Below are 16039 nucleotides of genomic sequence, written 5' to 3'. Positions count from 1 at the left end.
AGTATTCACTTTATAATTTATATGAATACAAATTTGGTAAATACTAATGTTGCAATCGATTGAAGGAGTGTATAAAAACGGTAATATACAACTTTCAGAATTACCATCTGATGTGTCAGAAAGCCGTGTTATTGTAACTTTTTTAGAACCAGAAAAATCTCGAATCCAAAAGCAGATGATGCGGTTTGGTATGTTTTTTGGGCATAAACAATCAACAGAAACCGATTTTGAAATCACTGAATTTCATGGAGATACCGAAGACGGCTTAGACTGGTCATAGATAATTATGAAGTATGTGATTGATACTCATGCTCTCATTTGGTTTCTAGAAGGAAATTCGCGATTAGGTGCGAATGCCAATGTTATTCTTTCTAATCCTGATTCCCAGTTAGTTATACCAGCTACAACATTAGCCGAAGCTGTTTGGATTGTTGAGAGAGGAAGAACATCTATTCCTTCTGCCGAGAATTTACTTTCAGCAGTTGAAGCTGATGCGCGTGTGGTAATTTATCCACTTGATAAAGATGTAATTAAAATAACTATGAGCTTATCTGCTATTAATGAAATGCACGATAGGCAAATTACTGCAACTGCACTAGTTTTAGCAAGTGAAAGTAATGAAGTGCAACTATTAACCTGTGATTCAAATATAACTGCATCAGGATTAGTTTCGATTATTTGGTAATGAGTGCGTAAAATCGTTATGTTTTTAAACGCAAAGGAAGGCAGACTAACCCAGAGCTTTGCCTAATTTATTTTGCTACGAATTAATGAAATATTATTGTACTGAGGCTTTTCTGAGGTAGTATTAAAAGCAAAATTCAAGGCTTAAGTAATTTTTACGAAGACGCAAAAGTATTAATTAGTCTACGCTCTGAGTAATAAGCGTACTCAGATAAACTTATGGGACTTTACGACCAAAATCAATCATCACAGGATGCGCTACGAAAGTTACGCGAAGGAGCAAGCCACTCCAGAGTAGCCCAAGAAATTGCCCAACGAAACTATGCAAAAGCCCAAGCCGAAGCTGATAAATGGGAACAAGAATATCAACTTGCTTTGAAAGTAAGTAATCAGGATTTAATTAGTCAAGCAAAATTCCAAAAGGAACGATATCAAGCAATTGCTAGTAGACTAAAAAAACTTGTAGGAGAGCAACAACCACAAGTAGACGCAATTAAAAGTAGTTTGAAATCTTGGGAGAAAAAGGTTTCAGAAGTACAGAATGAAATATTACCGAGTGAGTTTAGTATCAGTGAGGTTTCACCAACATTCATCAGCTTTGAATATAAAGATGTTGATGTATCGATTGATGATGAATTACAGGAACTTAAAGCATTAATGCTATCACCTAAACCTCAAGAGCAAACTCAAGCTAAAAAAGACAGTAAAGTGCTTTTAGCAGAGGCTATTCATGAAACAAAAAAAGCTTTCAACAGCGCTGTTGCTAATCAAGAAGTTATTGAGAAAGATTTTGAAAAAGTCCAGAAAGAAAGTAAATACTGGAACGAAAAAGTTCAGGACGCTTTGAAAAACAATGATGATGATTTAGCCCTTCAAGCTGTAGTGAATAAAAAAATACAAAATAAAATTGTGCTTATTCTTCTAACTCAGCTTCAACAGCAGCAAGCAACAGTAGCTTTGCTCAGACAAAATCTGATGACTCTAGAAAATTTTAAGAAAACATTAGGCAATGACACAGAATTCTAAAACAGGCGCAGCATTCATTGCAAGCGGAACCATAACAGGTGCTGGTGTTTCCGCAACGGTAGGCGGGATGGGACTAGCAGGCGGATTTGGTGCTGTTGGCATTGGTGCAACTCCTGTAGTCGGTGCTGGCGCTGTGGCTGGTGCAGCTGCTTATGGCGCTTTTAAAGCCATAGCAGAAGGAGATGCTGCTGCGATCGCTACAATGGGAATTGGTGCAGTCGGCGGTGCTGGTATTTATAGCGTCGTTGGTGGTATGGGTTTAGTCGCACCGAAAGTAGGACTAGCATTTGGAATTGGTGCAATACCGATGGCGGGAATTGGTGCAGTAGTCGGACTCGCCGCCTATGGTATTGCCAAACTGTTAGATGAATCGGGAATTAGCGAAACTCCAGCACAGCTTTTTGAGCGGATGGAAGAGAAAGTTTTGCAGATGGATTACTATTCTGCTTGGGAACAACGCTATATTCTCACTGAACATTTGGGAGCGGTGAATACAGTTGTTATTAGTCATAACAGTCAAACTCTTATTAGTGGTAGCACAGACACCACAATTAAACTGTGGAATTTCCAAACTGGAGAATTACTTTCCACTCTGATTGGACACTCAACGGCGGTTTTGTCTGTTGCCATTAGCCCTGATGGAAAAACCCTCGCCAGTGCCAGCCGAGACGGTACAATCAAACTTTGGAACCTCCAGACTGGGGAATTACTACAAAATCTTTCTGGGTGTAATCCCGTTGCTTTTAGCCCTGATGGCAAGACACTGGTAAGCGGGGGTAATGGCGGAAGTATCAAGATTTGGAGTCAATTTACTCTCGACTCTGAATTATCTGGGGAATGGTGGGAAGTCTTGGGCGTAAATCAGAGCGATCGCCCCAATGTTGTTAAACTTGCCTACCGCCGATTAGCAAGATTGTATCATCCTGATGTTAATAGTTCTACAATTGCAAAAGCCTCAATGCAAGCAATTAATCAAGCTTATAAAGAATTCCAGCAGCAGGTAATATGAAGTTAGCTGTTTATCGATGCTAGTGAAAATATGAATAATATTTGAGGAAATAGTGTTATGTTTCAACATTTAGTAGAAGCAATAAATTTTGAAGAATTTGTCGAATGGAAACCGGAAAACGGCAGATATGAATTACATAAAGGAGTAATAGTTGAAATGCAGCCAACAGGGGAACATGAGTTAGTCAGAGCATTTCTAATTAGAGAACTAAATTTTGAAATTCGGAGATTTAATCTAGCTTATTCGATTCCGGCTCAAGCATTAATCAAATCTGTCGATAAAAAATCTGGTTATATTCCAGATGTGCTGGTATTGAATATCCCTAACTTAATTAATGAACCACTTTGGAAAAAATCATCAACAGTTACTCAAGCAGCATCAATTCCATTGGTAGTAGAAGTTGTGAGTACAAATTGGCGAGATGATTACTTTCTCAAATTTGCTGAGTATGAGGAAATTGGAATTTCAGAATATTGGATTGTTGACTATGCTGCTCTTGGTGGAAAACGGTTTATCGGCAATCCTAAACAACCGACAATATCAGTTTATATATTAGTGGATGGCGAATACCAAGTAACTCAGTTTTGTGGTAATGAGCAAATTCAATCGCCAACTTTAATAGAGCTGAATCTAACTGCCGAACAAGTATTTAAGGCTGCTTCAGGAGAACAGTAATCAACATCACTTTTCTAATCTCAGTACTTATGTACTTTGTATATTCTCTGTACCTTATGGGCGGGATTTTGACTCAGTACTCTTCATTATTTTTGGCTATACTGCCATAAAGTTTCCGTTTCATCTATCAGCAGAGTAAGATATTTAACCCTTGAGAAGTATTGACAGATTAAAATTTTCTAGTTTTCATCTTGCATATTCTGAAAAAACGTTATAAATTATTAGATAATAGGGGAATAATCGACTTCTTAATGTCAAAAACTAATCTTGCTCAAGTAAATATACTGCAACTATTTTTAACTTCGCACAACTTCTAAACAGCACTGAAGATATGTTTTTGTTTGGTAAAGCAAAGATTATGGACAGACAAGGGAACAATAAATAATCTAAAAATATATCTTATGTGACTGTTTTTAGAGAAAATGTTACTAATTGCGGTGAAAAAAACAAGTATAATTCACCAAAATAGTAATAATTTACAAGCAATTAACTAACAATAAAGTGGCATAAAGATTAGCCAGTTTATTATTTATTATTTGATTATTTTTTTGCTCAATTATATTTGCTATTCAAAGAATATTTTTTGTTATGCTGAGAAGAGCAAAAATAATAAATGAAGACCATCTACCACAAATTCACAATCCTTATGGAGTTATTCTGGCAATGCACTTAAACGAATTGGAAACTACTGAAAATTTAAAAGAAGTGGAAGAAGCATGGCTAGCACTAGAAAAATCAATTCTCTATTATCAAGGTCGCCCTGTTGGGACAGTAGCCGCTTATGATGCTTCTGTAGAAGCGCTCAATTACGATCAGTGCTTTGTCCGGGATTTTGTTTCTTCAGCTCTGATTTTTCTGATCAAAGGTAGAACAGATATTGTTCGTAATTTCTTAGAAGAAACCTTAAAGTTACAACCTAAAGAAAGGGCCTTGGATGCCTATAAGCCAGGAAGAGGATTAATCCCAGCTAGCTTTAAAGTGGTATCAGACAATGGACAAGAATATTTAGAAGCTGATTTTGGCGAACATGCGATCGCTAGAGTTACACCTGTAGATTCTTGTCTATGGTGGATTATTTTGTTGCGTGCTTATGTAGTCGCCACAGAAGATTTTTCTCTTGCCTATCAACCTGAATTCCAAAATGGTATCAGGTTAATCATGGAAATCTGTTTGGCGAATCGTTTTGATATGTACCCAACGCTATTGGTTCCAGATGGCGCTTGTATGATTGACCGTCGTATGGGCATTTATGGGCATCCTTTAGAATTACAAGTCCTTTTTTACACGGCATTGCGTGCATCTCGCGAACTGCTAATTTGTCAAGGTAATTCCGATATTGTTGAAGCCATTGATAACCGATTGCCTCTTTTATGCGCTCATATTCGCCAGCATTATTGGATAGATATTAATCGTCTGAATGCAATTTATCGCTTCAAAAGTGAAGAATATGGTAAAGGTGCTGTTAATCTGTTCAACATATATGTAGATTCTGTTCCCTATTATGAATTGGACAAGTGGTTGCCAAAAAAAGGTGGTTATTTAGCAGGTAATGTCGGGCCATCGCAGCTAGATACTCGTTTCTTTTCACTGGGAAACTTAATGGCAATCATTTCAGATTTAGCCACCGAAGAACAGTCACAAGCGATTATGACTCTCATTGAGGATCGCTGGGATGATTTGGTGGGAGATATGCCAATGAAAATTTGTTTTCCAGCTTTGGAACATGAAGAATACAGAATTGTGACTGGATGTGACCCCAAAAATATACCTTGGTCGTATCATAATGCTGGTAGTTGGCCTGTTTTAATGTGGATGTTGGCGGCGGCGGCTGTAAAAACTAATAGAACAAATCTCGCACAAAAGGCGATTGAAACTGCCCAAGGACGCTTGAGTACAGATGAATGGCCAGAGTATTACGATGGTAAAAAAGGGCGACTGATTGGGAAACAAGCTAGGAAATATCAAACTTGGACTATCACTGGGTTCTTATTAGCAAAAGAACTGGTAGCAGACCCCACTTCTTTACCATTAATCAGCTTTGGAAAATTACCAGCAGAACAGGTTTCTAGAGCGTGTGAATTTGAAATTGCCAGTGTAGACCCATATATGCAATAATTCGTAATTTCTAATTCGTAATTCGTAATTAAAAAACAGTTCCAGACAGAAATTTAGACCCGAATAAAAGCAAGACCATTTAGAAACAAGGAGGAATTAAACTCAACAATTACGAATTACGAATTAGTAAAGAGTTGGGAGTTAGAATACAAAAGCCTCCTGACTCCCGAATCGTGTTTCCATGACAAACCCTCGTCAATTAGCTTTTATCGCCCTACGAGATGTTCATAAGGGGGCTTATGCTGATGTTGCCCTAGATAGAGTGCTGCAAAAAGTTAATTTGCCTGATAGCGATCGCCGCTTAGTGACAGAATTGGTTTATGGGAGCGTCAGAAGGCAGCGCACCCTCGATACTCTCATCGATCAATTCGCCAAAAAGAAATCTCATCAACAACCACCAGACCTTCGCACTATCTTACATCTGGGCTTCTACCAACTGCGTTATCAAGAGCGCATTCCCGCCTCGGCTGCTGTTAATACAACCGTCCAGCTTGCTAAAGAAAACGGTTTTTCTGGACTCACGGGTTTTGTTAACGGTCTATTACGCCAGTATCTTAGAAAAGCAGGGGAGCAGGGGGGCAGCACTTCGGCTACGCTCAGTGACCAGGGAGCAGGGGAGGCAGGGGGAGAAAACACTGTCTCATCTCTCCATACCGATCCGTTAGAACTTCCAGAAAACCCTGTGGAACGCTTGGGCATTTTACACAGTTTTCCTGATTGGATTGTTCAAGTTTGGTTAGAACAACTGGGTTTGGCTGAGACAGAACAACTGTGTGAATGGATGAACCAATCACCAACCATTGACTTACGCATCAACCCACTTCGCACTTCCATTGAGGAAGTTGAGACGGCTTTGCAATCTGCTGGTGTTTTGGTGAGACGGATTCCTCATTTACCGCAAGCTTTACGATTTATTGGTAATACTGGGTCAATTCAAAAACTACCGGGTTTTAAAGAAGGTTGGTGGACTGTACAAGATGCTAGCGCTCAATTGGTAAGTCATTTGCTCGACCCCCAACCAGGTGAGGTGATAATTGATGCTTGTGCTGCACCAGGGGGGAAAACAACCCACATTGCGGAATTAATGGCAGATGACGGTAAAATTTGGGCTTGCGATCGCACTGCTTCTCGTCTTCGCAAACTCCAAGAAAATTCTCAACGCCTAAATTTACAATCTATTCAAATTTACACTGGCGACAGTCGCCACTTCAAGCAATTTCAAAACACCGCAGACCGAGTATTACTTGATGCTCCATGTTCTGGTTTGGGAACTATGCACCGTCATGCTGATGCGCGTTGGCGACAGACACCAGAATCCGTCCGAGAACTTTCGGTGCTGCAACGAGAACTATTGACACATACATCAACTTTTGTCAAACCTGGTGGTGTACTAGTTTATGCTACGTGTACATTGCATCCGGCAGAAAATGAACAAGTGATTTCGGCGTTTTTAGCTGAGTCACCTGATTGGCAAATTGAGTCTCCTATTGGCTTTGAGTTGCCTGATTCTACCGATATTACGCCTCAAGGTTGGTTTAAACTTTGGCCCCATCAACAGGACATAGATGGTTTTTTTATGGTGCGCTTAAGAAAAACCAATAATTCCGAGTGAATACTGTTTAGGATTGTACGATTTGGTGGAGGCCTGAATCTACCAGAGGAGGCAGCAATGGTTTCCCCTTCCAATGTAAAAAATTTAGTTAAAATCCTGATTGGAGCTGCCTGGATCGATGGCAGAATCCAGCCAGAAGAACGGCAATATCTCCGCGAAATAGCTCAAGCCAAAGGTTTAGCTAACGACCCAGAAATTAAGCCTTGGCTGTACGAATTAGTTCCTGTACAGCCAAAAGAGTGCTATGACTGGGTGCGGGAGTATCTAGGCGATCGCCCCAGTCTTGAAGATTGCGAAAATCTGATTGAAGCCATCAGTGGTTTAATTTATAGCGATGGTGAAGTTGCCGTCGAAGAAGCCAGACTCCTGACGCAATTGCAGGATATGGCGAAGCCGAATGAGTCAAATCAACCAGCTCACACTGCGCTTCTCAAACAAATTCAAAAGCTTTACCGCCGTTGGGTTGAAGTCCAAAACTAACATCGAGTTATAAGTTAATCCAAGAGGAGGCGGTGAATTATCTCACTGCCTTTTTATATCTCTTTGTCACCCCTTCAGACGCTTGGGTTAATGATAATTTATCTGTTAAGGCAGGCATAGGGGTCAAAAGGAGAGAAAAAAGCTTAACTCAACGGTATAATCCCCAAATCAAAATGTCTTTAATTTTGAATTGTTAACATTCTTGTTTCATCACTTTAATAGATATTGATTAAGAAAATTATTCACCTCATCAGTACATAATCCAAGATGAACTATCTTCCCTGCTTTCTTAAGAATGTCCAATCCTTTCCCCTGATTACGAGGATCTGGATCTACTAAAGATACATAAATCTCATCTATACGAGGGTCTTCGGCAATGGCTAAAGCACATGAGGGTGTGCGTCCATAAAAAGAACAAGGTTCCAAAGTTACGTACATTTTCAAGCAGTCAAACGCTTTACCTTGAATCTGGTTAAGTGCATCAGCCTCAGCATGATATTTCCCTGGTGCTTGGGTGTATCCTTTTGCCACTATTTTTTCAGTACCTACAATGACACAGCCTACTGGTGGGTTGGGCAAACATTTTGGCAAAGCTTTTCTGCTTATGGCTAAAGCAGCTAACATAAATGTTTCATTCATTTTTCGCATATTTTATCTAGTTAGACAGAAATAAAAAAATCTTAATCCCTAACAGATTTCTTTTAGACATTCTTGAAGAAACTGCTGGGGAATTTCTCTACTTTCTCCCCAATGCAGATGAATATAAGAAGCATGAATATTTGCAGGTAAACCCCATCCTTCGCATCCCATATTTTCGTCACAATCGTAGCGAGAGGTTTCAAATAGGGGTTGAGTGGGAGTTAAGGTTAAATGGGAACGATGAAACTCATGTCCGTAAACAGTTGTATTTGCTTTAACTAACAAATTATCTTGCAAAGCGACAGCACGACGATAGCCCAAAGTTAAACGTCCACCCATCACAGCAGATGTTGGTAGCACTCCCGCCATTGACCAAGATTTACCTTCAAAATCGATAATTTGCTCGCACAAATACATTAATCCGCCGCATTCGGCGATTGTAGGCATTCCTTGAAGTATTGCCGTTTTCACTGCATGACGAACGCTGGAATTTTCTGCGAGTTGTTGGGCAAAAACTTCCGGGAAACCACCGCCAAAATACATTCCCTGGATATCTTTTGGTATACCAGCATCTTCTAAAGGACTCCAGAAAACCAATTCTGCACCAAGCTGTTGCAGCAAATCGAGATTGTCTTGGTAGTAAAAATTAAAAGCGCGATCGCGGGCTACTGCAATCCTAACTGGGAATGAGGCAGATAAGGAAGATGAAGCAACGCCAGAAAGGGGTTCTGATTTTAACAAAGGTAATAAGCGTTGCCAGTCAAAGCAAGTATCTCCTAAATCCGCGAGGCGATCGATTAAAGCATTGAGTTCGGGAAGTTCGGCTGTGGGTACTAAACCCAAATGGCGATCAGGAATTGTGATGTTATCTTGACGGCGCATTACGCCGAGAATGGGTAATTGTAAGGGTTCTAGGGAATCTTTCAAGAGAGAGAGATGGCGATCGCTCCCGACGCGATTTAATACTACCCCAGCTATTTTAATTCGGGGATCAAAAGATCGATAGCCGTGCGCGATCGCAGCCACAGAACCAGATAAACGGCTGCAATCAATCACCAACACCACAGGCAAATCTAACAGCCGCGCAATGTGTGCCGTACTTGCAAAGTCAGTCATTTGTCCTTTGTCATTTGTCCTTTGTTCTTTGTCCTTTGTCCTTTGTCCTTCGTCATTTGTCCTTTGTTCTTTGTCATTTGCAAATGACAAATGACTAATGACTAATGACGAAACTCCATCAAACAACCCCATCACCCCTTCCACGAGGGCATATTCACTCAGTTGGCTATGATGGGCAAAACATTGCTGAACGTAGGCTTCAGAAGTCAATACAGGGTCTAAATTGCGACAAGCACGACCAGTTACGTGTTGATGAAACATCGGATCGATGTAGTCTGGCCCCACCTTAAAAGATTGTACCAAGCGATCGCGACGGCGTAAAGATGCTAAAAGGGTGAGCGTGACTGTTGTCTTACCCACCCCACTACGTTCCCCAGCAATGACTAAAGCCATAAATGAAACAAATTATAGCGCTTCTCTTTTGAATGCAATACACTTTGACCTTTTTCCAAACTTCTCCTTCCTCTACAAGGGGCTACGGTGTACACACAAGTTTCTTAACCTGCAATGGCATTGCATCGGCTAACAATGGCATTGCATCGACTAACAATGGCATTGCATCGACTAACAATGGCATTGCATCGACTAACAATGGCATTGCATCGATTAACAATGGCATTGCATCGATTAACAATGGCATTGCATCGACTAACAATGGCATTGCATTGACTAACAATGGCATTGCATCGACTGACAATGCTATTTTTCTCGTTCCGATACTTTAGTTTCTACAAACCAACTAACTCAAACTTATACCAATTAGAAACCAGAAAACTACCCAATTAGGGGAGTTAGGTTGAAAACGTCTGTTTAATAATACAGTTGGAGATTAGCCGAGAGCAGATAATAATCAGCTACCACAAGAGGAACGTTTTATGATAATTGTGCATCATCTTAACAACTCGCGATCGCAGCGTGTGCTGTGGCTGCTTGAAGAATTAGGTATCGAATACGAGATCAAATTCTATGAACGCGATGCCAAGACGATGATGGCACCGGAGTCGCTGTGCCAAGTCCATCCCCTCGGCAAGTCACCAGTAATCACAGATGCGGACTTGACGATCGCTGAGTCGGGTGCAATTATCGAATACCTAGTTGATCGCTATGGTAATGGTCGGTTAGTCCCAGCATCCGGTACGCCGGAGCATCTGCGCTACAAGTATTGGCTGCATTACGCTGAAGGTTCGGCAATGCCACTGTTGGTAATGCGGTTGATATTGAACAATTTCGGGGCAGGCGACAGTAGCGCGGCTAGCGGATTCGTCGCCCCCCAAATCAAACTTCACTTTGACTACATAGAAGACGAACTTCGTAAAAATACATGGTTTGCGGGTGATGAATTTACCGCCGCCGATATCCAAATGAGCTTTCCCTTGGAAGTAATCGCTGCACTCCCCGAAGAGGTCGAGAGCCGACCAAAGCTGAAAGAATTTGTCGAGCGCATTCATGGACGACCTGCTTACAAACGCGCCCTTGAGCGTGGAGGCAAATATAACCTATCCTTTCAATAAGGAATCACAGATCCCAACTGTTAAGAAGCGATCGCCATTAACAGGGCAACTGTCAATACGGTTCATTAAAGGGGAAAGACTCTAGTTGATGAGTGCTGTTAGCGGCTAGCTAGATTGAGCCAGTGCTGAGTATGATTATTACTTTTTTACTCAGCACTGTTTGGGTAAATAAGCGATCGCTTAGAAATCCAGGCGTTGCTGATTGCGGTATGAAAAATAATTTTGCGTTATTTCAAAATCCTTGTAGAGACGTTGCAATTGCTAGTCTCTACATCCAAATTCATACCTCGATTCAGCAACACCAGATTTTAAATACTTATCTGCTGAATAAACATCTGATGCTCTGGTGAACTTAGCCCTTTCTGCAACACTGCCAAAACTTGTTGCATATTTCCTGCAACTAATGCTGATACATCAAGCCACAATCCTGGAAACACTTGACTTTGAATTATCCCTAACGCATTTGGGATCAGTGCTACGTATTCACCATTTTGCAAACTGAACCAACTAACAGTGCTATCAAAAACCTGCCAAACAATATATTCCTGAATGCCATTGCGACGATAGGCACGTTTTTTATCATACAAATCTTTGCTAGCACTGCTGGCGGCAACTTCTGCTACTAATTCTGGCGTACCTTCCACGTATCCATCAGTACTTAGATGAGACGATTCGCCACACGCTGCATCGATTAACAAAATGGCATCAGGTTGGGGTTCATTATCTAAATCTAGCCGCACAGTTGGATTATCGCCCAATCTGACACCAGGTGTGGCTACTTTATAATTTCCCAGCCAAATCATTAAATTACCATGCGGTTCGGCATGTGGTTCAAAACGCAAAGGTGATCCCACATAAACGACTCCTTCAATCAATTCGGCTTTCTTAAGGTTGGGCATAGCATTATAGCGACGCTCAAACTCTGGACGAATGAGGCGATCGCCACTCTCAAGAGGCGGAATCTCGGAGCGAAAATCAGTTGGAGTCGAATGTTGTGAAGAGGTGTTGACCACGAGCGCAGGTGGTAGAGGTGGTTAAGGTTAAATTGATTGTATCGTAGTGCCGTGAAGCGGGTGAGTTGATTTACTTGATGTGAATGAGCCACTGAAATCAGAAATCGGAAGGAAATATTATAGGAGATCAAAAACAAATATATATCTGAATATAATGTCTTGTTTTTAGCAAATAAATCTCTTGTAAAAGTCTCTTCACGCGGTAGAATAACGAGATTTTGCAAGAGGTATTAATCATGAAACCATTTCTGTTTGTAACCGATTTAGATGACACCCTCGTATATCGCACAGTTGGCGATGACAGCGCTTTACCAGAACTAAATCAACTGTTGGAGAGACATCGCCAAGAATACGGTACGAAAATTGTTTATTCTACGGGGCGATCGCCTGTACTTTACAAAGAACTCCAAGCTCAAAAAAATCTTTTGCAACCGGATGCCCTCGTCCTGTCTGTAGGTACAGAAATTTACATTGATGGTACTGATACTCCAGACTCAGATTGGTCAGAAATCCTTTCTCCGGGATGGGAACGGGAAACTGTATTAGCTATTACGAAAAAATATCCTGGGTTAGTTCAGCAACCAGATTCAGAACAGCGTCCCTTCAAAGTGAGTTGTTTTCTAGAACAAGAAGTATCTGCGAATGTTCTACCACAACTTGAAGCTGAGTTACAAAAATCTAAATTAAATGTAAAGTTAATCTACAGTAGCGGAATAGACCTTGACATTGTACCCCTGACCAGCGATAAAGGTCAAGCAATGCAGTTTTTACGTCAGAAGTGGAAATTTGCAGCAGAACAAACAGTTGTCTGTGGTGATTCGGGTAATGATATTGCTTTATTTGCTGTAGGCAACGAACGGGGAATCATTGTGGGGAATGCCCGAAAAGAGTTACTCCAATGGCACAATGAGCATCCCGCAGACTACCACTACCTGGCAAAAGGTTTTTGTGCAGGTGGAATTATCGAAGGCTTAAATTATTTTGGTCTCTTGTAATGATTAGTTATTTAAAAGGTATAGTCGCTGGTATCCAAACAATTGGCGCTAATCGCGTGATTCTGACTCTGGAAGTAAATGGCTTGGGGTATGATTTGCAAGTTCCCCAACGCCTGGCAAACCAGTTACCAGAGTCAGGAGGAGTAACGCAAATTTTTACCCATTTGCAAATTCGTGAAGAAGTGCCCTTTCTTTATGGCTTTGCTTCCCCAGCCGAACGCGATTTATTTCGCCACTTGCTGACTGTCACAGGTATTGGTGCAGCCTTAGCGATCGCCCTTTTGGACACTCTGGAACTACCAGATTTAGTCCAAGCAATTATCGCTGGCAATACACAAATCCTCATTCAGGCTCCCGGTGTCGGTAAAAAAATCGCCGAACGCATCTGTTTAGAACTGAAAAGCAAATTAGTCGAGTGGCGCAAATCAGCCGGGTTCTTCGTCGCCACAGGCGGGCCAGCCCCAGGAATTCTCGAAGAAGTGCAAATGACCCTCTTCGCCTTGGGATATACTGCCCATGAGGTCAGTCACGCCCTGCATGTGGTCAGCGAAGACATCGGACTACCCAAAGATGCTTATGTCGAAGATTGGATTAAACAAGCGATCGCTCATCTCAGTAGCGAACAAGTTTAATTGTCATTTGTCATTTGTCATTTGTCATTTGTCATTTGTCATTGGTCATTGGGAAAGAGGAGGCAGAAGGCAGCTATGCTGGAGGCAGAAGTTCTTTAATTTTGAATTTTGAATTTTGAATTTTGAATTCGGAGCGAAGCGACGCGATCCTTATGCCTGGCTAGAACAGTCCTTAGCAACGATTCATCGGGCAGACTGGTATCGTTCAGTACAACCTATCAATGGTCGTCCGGACGCAACGGTGGTTTTAGCTGGGCAAGAGGTAATTAATTTTGCCAGCAATGACTATTTGGGATTGGCTGGGGATGAGCGATTGATAGCAGCTGCAACTGCTGCGATCGCTGAATTTGGCACTGGCAGTACTGGTTCTAGATTACTCAGTGGGCATCGGGTATTACACAGGGAGTTAGAATTGGCGATCGCATCTACCAAACAAACAGAAGATGCCTTGGTATTTAGTTCCGGGTATCTAGCCAATTTGGGTGCAATTACTGCTGTGGTGGGCAAGCGTGATTTAATATTCTCTGACCAGTACAATCATTCCAGTCTGAAAAATGGAGCAATTCTCAGTGGTGCAGCATTTGTAGAATACCCACATTGTGATATTGCAGCCCTAAAAACTCAGTTGAGTCAACAGCGACAAAACTACCGACGCTGTTTGATTCTTACTGATACTGTCTTCAGCATGGATGGCGATTTATGTCCGTTGCCCACACTGTTAGAACTCGCTGATGAATTTAACTGTATGCTGCTAGTTGATGAAGCTCATGCAACAGGGGTACTAGGAAAAACTGGCGCTGGGTGTGTGGAACATTTTGGATGTACAGGAAAGCAATTAATTCAAGTTGGCACTTTAAGTAAAGCTTTAGGTAGTTTAGGTGGATATGTGACAGGAAGTAGTGCCCTAATTGATTTCTTACGGAACCGCGCAGCCAGTTGGATTTATACCACTGGGCTTTCACCAGCCGATACAGCCGCAGCCTTAGCAGCAATCAAAATAGTGCAACAAGAACCGCAACGCCGCGTCCAATTGTGGGAAAATGTACATTACTTGAAAACTTTACTGCAACAACACTTACCTAATCTAAAATTACTGCCTTCAGAATCACCTATATTATGTTTTCAATTACCTAGTGCCACAGATGCCCTAAAAGCTGCAAAACAGCTAAGAGATGCTGGCATTTTTGCCCCAGCAATTCGTCCTCCCACAGTGCCCACAAGTCGAATTAGAATATCTTTAATGACAACTCATCAAGCAGCACATATTGAAAAATTGGTAGCAGTACTGAAGAATTAATTAAAGATAGTTTTGTTGCTGCCCAACTAACTAACTGGGCATTGCGTCGCAGCAAAAGTAAGATAAAATACTTTGAAATTTCAGATATTCCATTGATTTATGAATTTCATCAAAGTATATACTCTGACAGCCTTATTTTCAGCATTTACACTTGTCCAGGCAACTCGCGCTAATGCTATTACTGCCCCACCACTTGAGACACAAGTCAAGCAAGTAGCACAGTGGTTTACTGGTTTGTTCGATAATTCCCAACAAGTGGCAGCTAACCCTTCAGTTCCACTGATTAATCTGTCAAGTTGTAGTGTGGAATTGACCAATACCAATCCTATAACTGGAACAGAGAATATTTATCTTGAACAAAAAAGTATTAATCGCTTCCGTCTTTATTCTTTTAGTCAAGAGAATTCCGCAGTGAATCTCAGCATTCGTACCTTTGAACCAAACTATTCTGTGACTGGATTATGTAATCGACCAGAGTCGGAACATACTCTTGACTCTAGTAAAGTTTCGGCAACAAGCTGCAACTTGGAGCTTTTTTGGGAACCGACTGACTACATCGGAAATAACTCTCCTAATGGCTGTCCAACAAGTACTGGTGGTAAGGTGATTTCTAGTGTAACTGTCTCCAAAAATAGCATTGACTCTTTAGACAAAATTTTTGGGGCCAATGGTAATTTACTTTTCGCTACACCAATTGAGTTTCGCCGAATTGATTCTATTCCTGAACCCTCCTTTACCTTAGGAATACTAGCTTTAGGTGTCTGGGGTACAAGCCAAACAATTTTACGCAAACACAAACATAAATCGACAGTAAAATAAGAGTCTTTGTTTGATTGCGATTAATTTTAATTCACCCACGTCTATTAGTCAGATTTGTTGCTTGAGATGCAACCAGAAGACATATCAATAAGTGTTCGTATAACGCTAAAAAATAAAAACGTGTAGCTTGGTTTGAGGAACGAAACCCAACATTTCCAGGACTTTGTTAGGGAATACTAAAGTTAAACCTAACTACAAACATTCAAAACCTATATTTATTCAAATTGAATATTTCTGCTCAATAAACCAATGTTTTAAATATATAATATTCATTAAAACTTATGGTTTTTGATCCTGTATCAGGAGTAATTAACCTCTTACAAAAGAAGTTTTTTAAATAGAAAAATCTATCTGTAGATAAATTACTAAAATTTGCAAACTAGCTTAAGGTATATACAGCCTTTGCAGTAAGTATT

General features: G+C 40.9%; 18 protein-coding genes. 14 read left to right on the top strand and 4 right to left on the bottom strand.

Annotated features, from left to right (window positions below):
- The first annotated feature begins 46 nt into the window (after window positions 1-46).
- From RMX98_RS01210 to RMX98_RS01175, 8 genes are all read left to right on the top strand, one after another.
- On the top strand, window positions 47-280 hold the full coding sequence (locus RMX98_RS01210) for a hypothetical protein (RefSeq protein ID WP_322680696.1): 234 nt from the start codon (window positions 47-49) through the stop codon (window positions 278-280).
- A gap of 6 nt (window positions 281-286) precedes the next feature.
- Window positions 287-685, top strand: coding sequence for a type II toxin-antitoxin system VapC family toxin (locus RMX98_RS01205; protein WP_322680697.1), 399 nt, complete (start codon window positions 287-289; stop codon window positions 683-685).
- A 374-nt stretch (window positions 686-1059) separates the two neighbouring features.
- The gene (locus RMX98_RS01200) at window positions 1060-1710 is read left to right on the top strand and encodes a PspA/IM30 family protein (protein ID WP_409880679.1); all 651 of its coding nucleotides are present in this window, start codon (window positions 1060-1062) and stop codon (window positions 1708-1710) included.
- Window positions 1694-2719: a DnaJ domain-containing protein gene (locus RMX98_RS01195; protein WP_322680699.1), complete on the top strand. Its 1026-nt coding sequence runs from the start codon at window positions 1694-1696 to the stop codon at window positions 2717-2719. Before RMX98_RS01200 ends, RMX98_RS01195 begins: the two co-directional genes overlap by 17 nt.
- Window positions 2720-2776: 57 nt before the next feature.
- Window positions 2777-3394, top strand: coding sequence for a Uma2 family endonuclease (locus tag RMX98_RS01190; RefSeq protein WP_322680700.1), 618 nt, complete (start codon window positions 2777-2779; stop codon window positions 3392-3394).
- A gap of 663 nt (window positions 3395-4057) precedes the next feature.
- Window positions 4058-5509: a glycoside hydrolase 100 family protein gene (locus RMX98_RS01185; protein ID WP_322680723.1), complete on the top strand. Its 1452-nt coding sequence runs from the start codon at window positions 4058-4060 to the stop codon at window positions 5507-5509.
- A gap of 181 nt (window positions 5510-5690) precedes the next feature.
- Window positions 5691-7121 carry a 16S rRNA (cytosine(967)-C(5))-methyltransferase gene (locus RMX98_RS01180; protein WP_322680701.1) on the top strand — a complete coding sequence of 477 codons (1431 nt, stop codon included), beginning with the start codon at window positions 5691-5693 and terminating at the stop codon, window positions 7119-7121.
- Between the two features lie 57 nt (window positions 7122-7178).
- On the top strand, window positions 7179-7601 hold the full coding sequence (locus tag RMX98_RS01175) for a TerB family tellurite resistance protein (RefSeq protein ID WP_194043291.1): 423 nt from the start codon (window positions 7179-7181) through the stop codon (window positions 7599-7601).
- A 210-nt stretch (window positions 7602-7811) separates the two neighbouring features.
- On the opposite strand, the gene RMX98_RS01170 is transcribed toward RMX98_RS01175, so the two are convergent.
- The 3 genes from RMX98_RS01170 to RMX98_RS01160 all read right to left on the bottom strand — a co-directional run bounded on the left by RMX98_RS01170 (window position 7812) and on the right by RMX98_RS01160 (window position 10053).
- Entirely contained in the window at window positions 7812-8240 is a 429-nt protein-coding gene (locus RMX98_RS01170; protein WP_322680702.1) for a bifunctional diaminohydroxyphosphoribosylaminopyrimidine deaminase/5-amino-6-(5-phosphoribosylamino)uracil reductase RibD, read from the bottom strand.
- A gap of 48 nt (window positions 8241-8288) precedes the next feature.
- The gene (locus RMX98_RS01165; protein WP_322680703.1) at window positions 8289-9749 is read right to left on the bottom strand and encodes a cobyrinate a,c-diamide synthase; all 1461 of its coding nucleotides are present in this window, start codon (window positions 9747-9749) and stop codon (window positions 8289-8291) included.
- A gap of 82 nt (window positions 9750-9831) precedes the next feature.
- On the bottom strand, window positions 9832-10053 hold the full coding sequence (locus RMX98_RS01160) for a hypothetical protein (RefSeq protein WP_322680704.1): 222 nt from the start codon (window positions 10051-10053) through the stop codon (window positions 9832-9834).
- A 178-nt stretch (window positions 10054-10231) separates the two neighbouring features.
- Here RMX98_RS01160 and RMX98_RS01155 point away from each other — a divergent pair, with 178 nt between their 5' ends.
- Both RMX98_RS01155 and RMX98_RS01150 read left to right on the top strand, forming a co-directional pair.
- Window positions 10232-10867, top strand: coding sequence for a glutathione S-transferase (locus tag RMX98_RS01155; RefSeq protein WP_322680705.1), 636 nt, complete (start codon window positions 10232-10234; stop codon window positions 10865-10867).
- 131 nt (window positions 10868-10998) lie between these two features.
- Window positions 10999-11217, top strand: coding sequence for a hypothetical protein (locus RMX98_RS01150; RefSeq protein WP_409880983.1), 219 nt, complete (start codon window positions 10999-11001; stop codon window positions 11215-11217).
- Here RMX98_RS01150 and RMX98_RS01145 read toward each other — a convergent pair.
- On the bottom strand, window positions 11176-11880 hold the full coding sequence (locus RMX98_RS01145) for a Uma2 family endonuclease (protein WP_322676980.1): 705 nt from the start codon (window positions 11878-11880) through the stop codon (window positions 11176-11178). The two genes, RMX98_RS01150 and RMX98_RS01145, sit on opposite strands and share 42 nt — an antisense overlap.
- 236 nt (window positions 11881-12116) lie before the next feature.
- Between RMX98_RS01145 and RMX98_RS01140 the strand changes: the two genes are divergently transcribed.
- The 4 genes from RMX98_RS01140 (at window position 12117) to RMX98_RS01125 (ending at window position 15623) form a co-directional block, all read left to right on the top strand.
- Window positions 12117-12875, top strand: coding sequence for a sucrose-phosphate phosphatase (locus tag RMX98_RS01140; protein WP_322676979.1), 759 nt, complete (start codon window positions 12117-12119; stop codon window positions 12873-12875).
- On the top strand, window positions 12875-13507 hold the full coding sequence (gene ruvA, locus RMX98_RS01135; RefSeq protein WP_099101282.1) for a Holliday junction branch migration protein RuvA: 633 nt from the start codon (window positions 12875-12877) through the stop codon (window positions 13505-13507). The genes RMX98_RS01140 and ruvA overlap by 1 nt, the downstream gene beginning before the upstream one ends.
- Before the next feature lie 115 nt (window positions 13508-13622).
- Window positions 13623-14804, top strand: coding sequence for an 8-amino-7-oxononanoate synthase (gene bioF, locus RMX98_RS01130; protein WP_322676978.1), 1182 nt, complete (start codon window positions 13623-13625; stop codon window positions 14802-14804).
- 99 nt (window positions 14805-14903) lie between these two features.
- Window positions 14904-15623 (top strand): chromophore lyase CpcT/CpeT, encoded by a 720-nt coding sequence (locus RMX98_RS01125; protein WP_322676977.1) that lies wholly within the window; start codon window positions 14904-14906, stop codon window positions 15621-15623.
- The last annotated feature ends 416 nt before the right edge of the window (window positions 15624-16039 follow it).

The organism is Nostoc sp. DedQUE02 (genome assembly GCF_034531035.1).
Taxonomy (GTDB): domain Bacteria; phylum Cyanobacteriota; class Cyanobacteriia; order Cyanobacteriales; family Nostocaceae; genus Nostoc.
Note: the sequence above shows the minus strand (reverse complement) of the source record. Positions and strands in the feature narration are given on the sequence as shown.

Excerpts from the sequence above, each read along its gene's own strand:
- RMX98_RS01125 (WP_322676977.1), top strand. The coding sequence starts at position 14,904 with ATGAATTTCATCAAAGTATATACTCTGACAGCCTTATTTTCAGCATTT.
- RMX98_RS01140 (WP_322676979.1), top strand. The coding sequence starts at position 12,117 with ATGAAACCATTTCTGTTTGTAACCGATTTAGATGACACCCTCGTATAT.
- RMX98_RS01170 (WP_322680702.1), bottom strand. The coding sequence starts at position 8,240 with ATGAATGAAACATTTATGTTAGCTGCTTTAGCCATAAGCAGAAAAGCT.
- RMX98_RS01205 (WP_322680697.1), top strand. The coding sequence starts at position 287 with ATGAAGTATGTGATTGATACTCATGCTCTCATTTGGTTTCTAGAAGGA.
- RMX98_RS01190 (WP_322680700.1), top strand. The coding sequence starts at position 2,777 with ATGTTTCAACATTTAGTAGAAGCAATAAATTTTGAAGAATTTGTCGAA.
- RMX98_RS01175 (WP_194043291.1), top strand. The coding sequence starts at position 7,179 with ATGGTTTCCCCTTCCAATGTAAAAAATTTAGTTAAAATCCTGATTGGA.
- RMX98_RS01150 (WP_409880983.1), top strand. The coding sequence starts at position 10,999 with ATGATTATTACTTTTTTACTCAGCACTGTTTGGGTAAATAAGCGATCG.
- RMX98_RS01185 (WP_322680723.1), top strand. The coding sequence starts at position 4,058 with ATGCACTTAAACGAATTGGAAACTACTGAAAATTTAAAAGAAGTGGAA.
- RMX98_RS01195 (WP_322680699.1), top strand. The coding sequence starts at position 1,694 with ATGACACAGAATTCTAAAACAGGCGCAGCATTCATTGCAAGCGGAACC.
- ruvA (WP_099101282.1), top strand. The coding sequence starts at position 12,875 with ATGATTAGTTATTTAAAAGGTATAGTCGCTGGTATCCAAACAATTGGC.
- RMX98_RS01155 (WP_322680705.1), top strand. The coding sequence starts at position 10,232 with ATGATAATTGTGCATCATCTTAACAACTCGCGATCGCAGCGTGTGCTG.
- RMX98_RS01165 (WP_322680703.1), bottom strand. The coding sequence starts at position 9,749 with ATGGCTTTAGTCATTGCTGGGGAACGTAGTGGGGTGGGTAAGACAACA.
- RMX98_RS01180 (WP_322680701.1), top strand. The coding sequence starts at position 5,691 with ATGACAAACCCTCGTCAATTAGCTTTTATCGCCCTACGAGATGTTCAT.
- RMX98_RS01210 (WP_322680696.1), top strand. The coding sequence starts at position 47 with ATGTTGCAATCGATTGAAGGAGTGTATAAAAACGGTAATATACAACTT.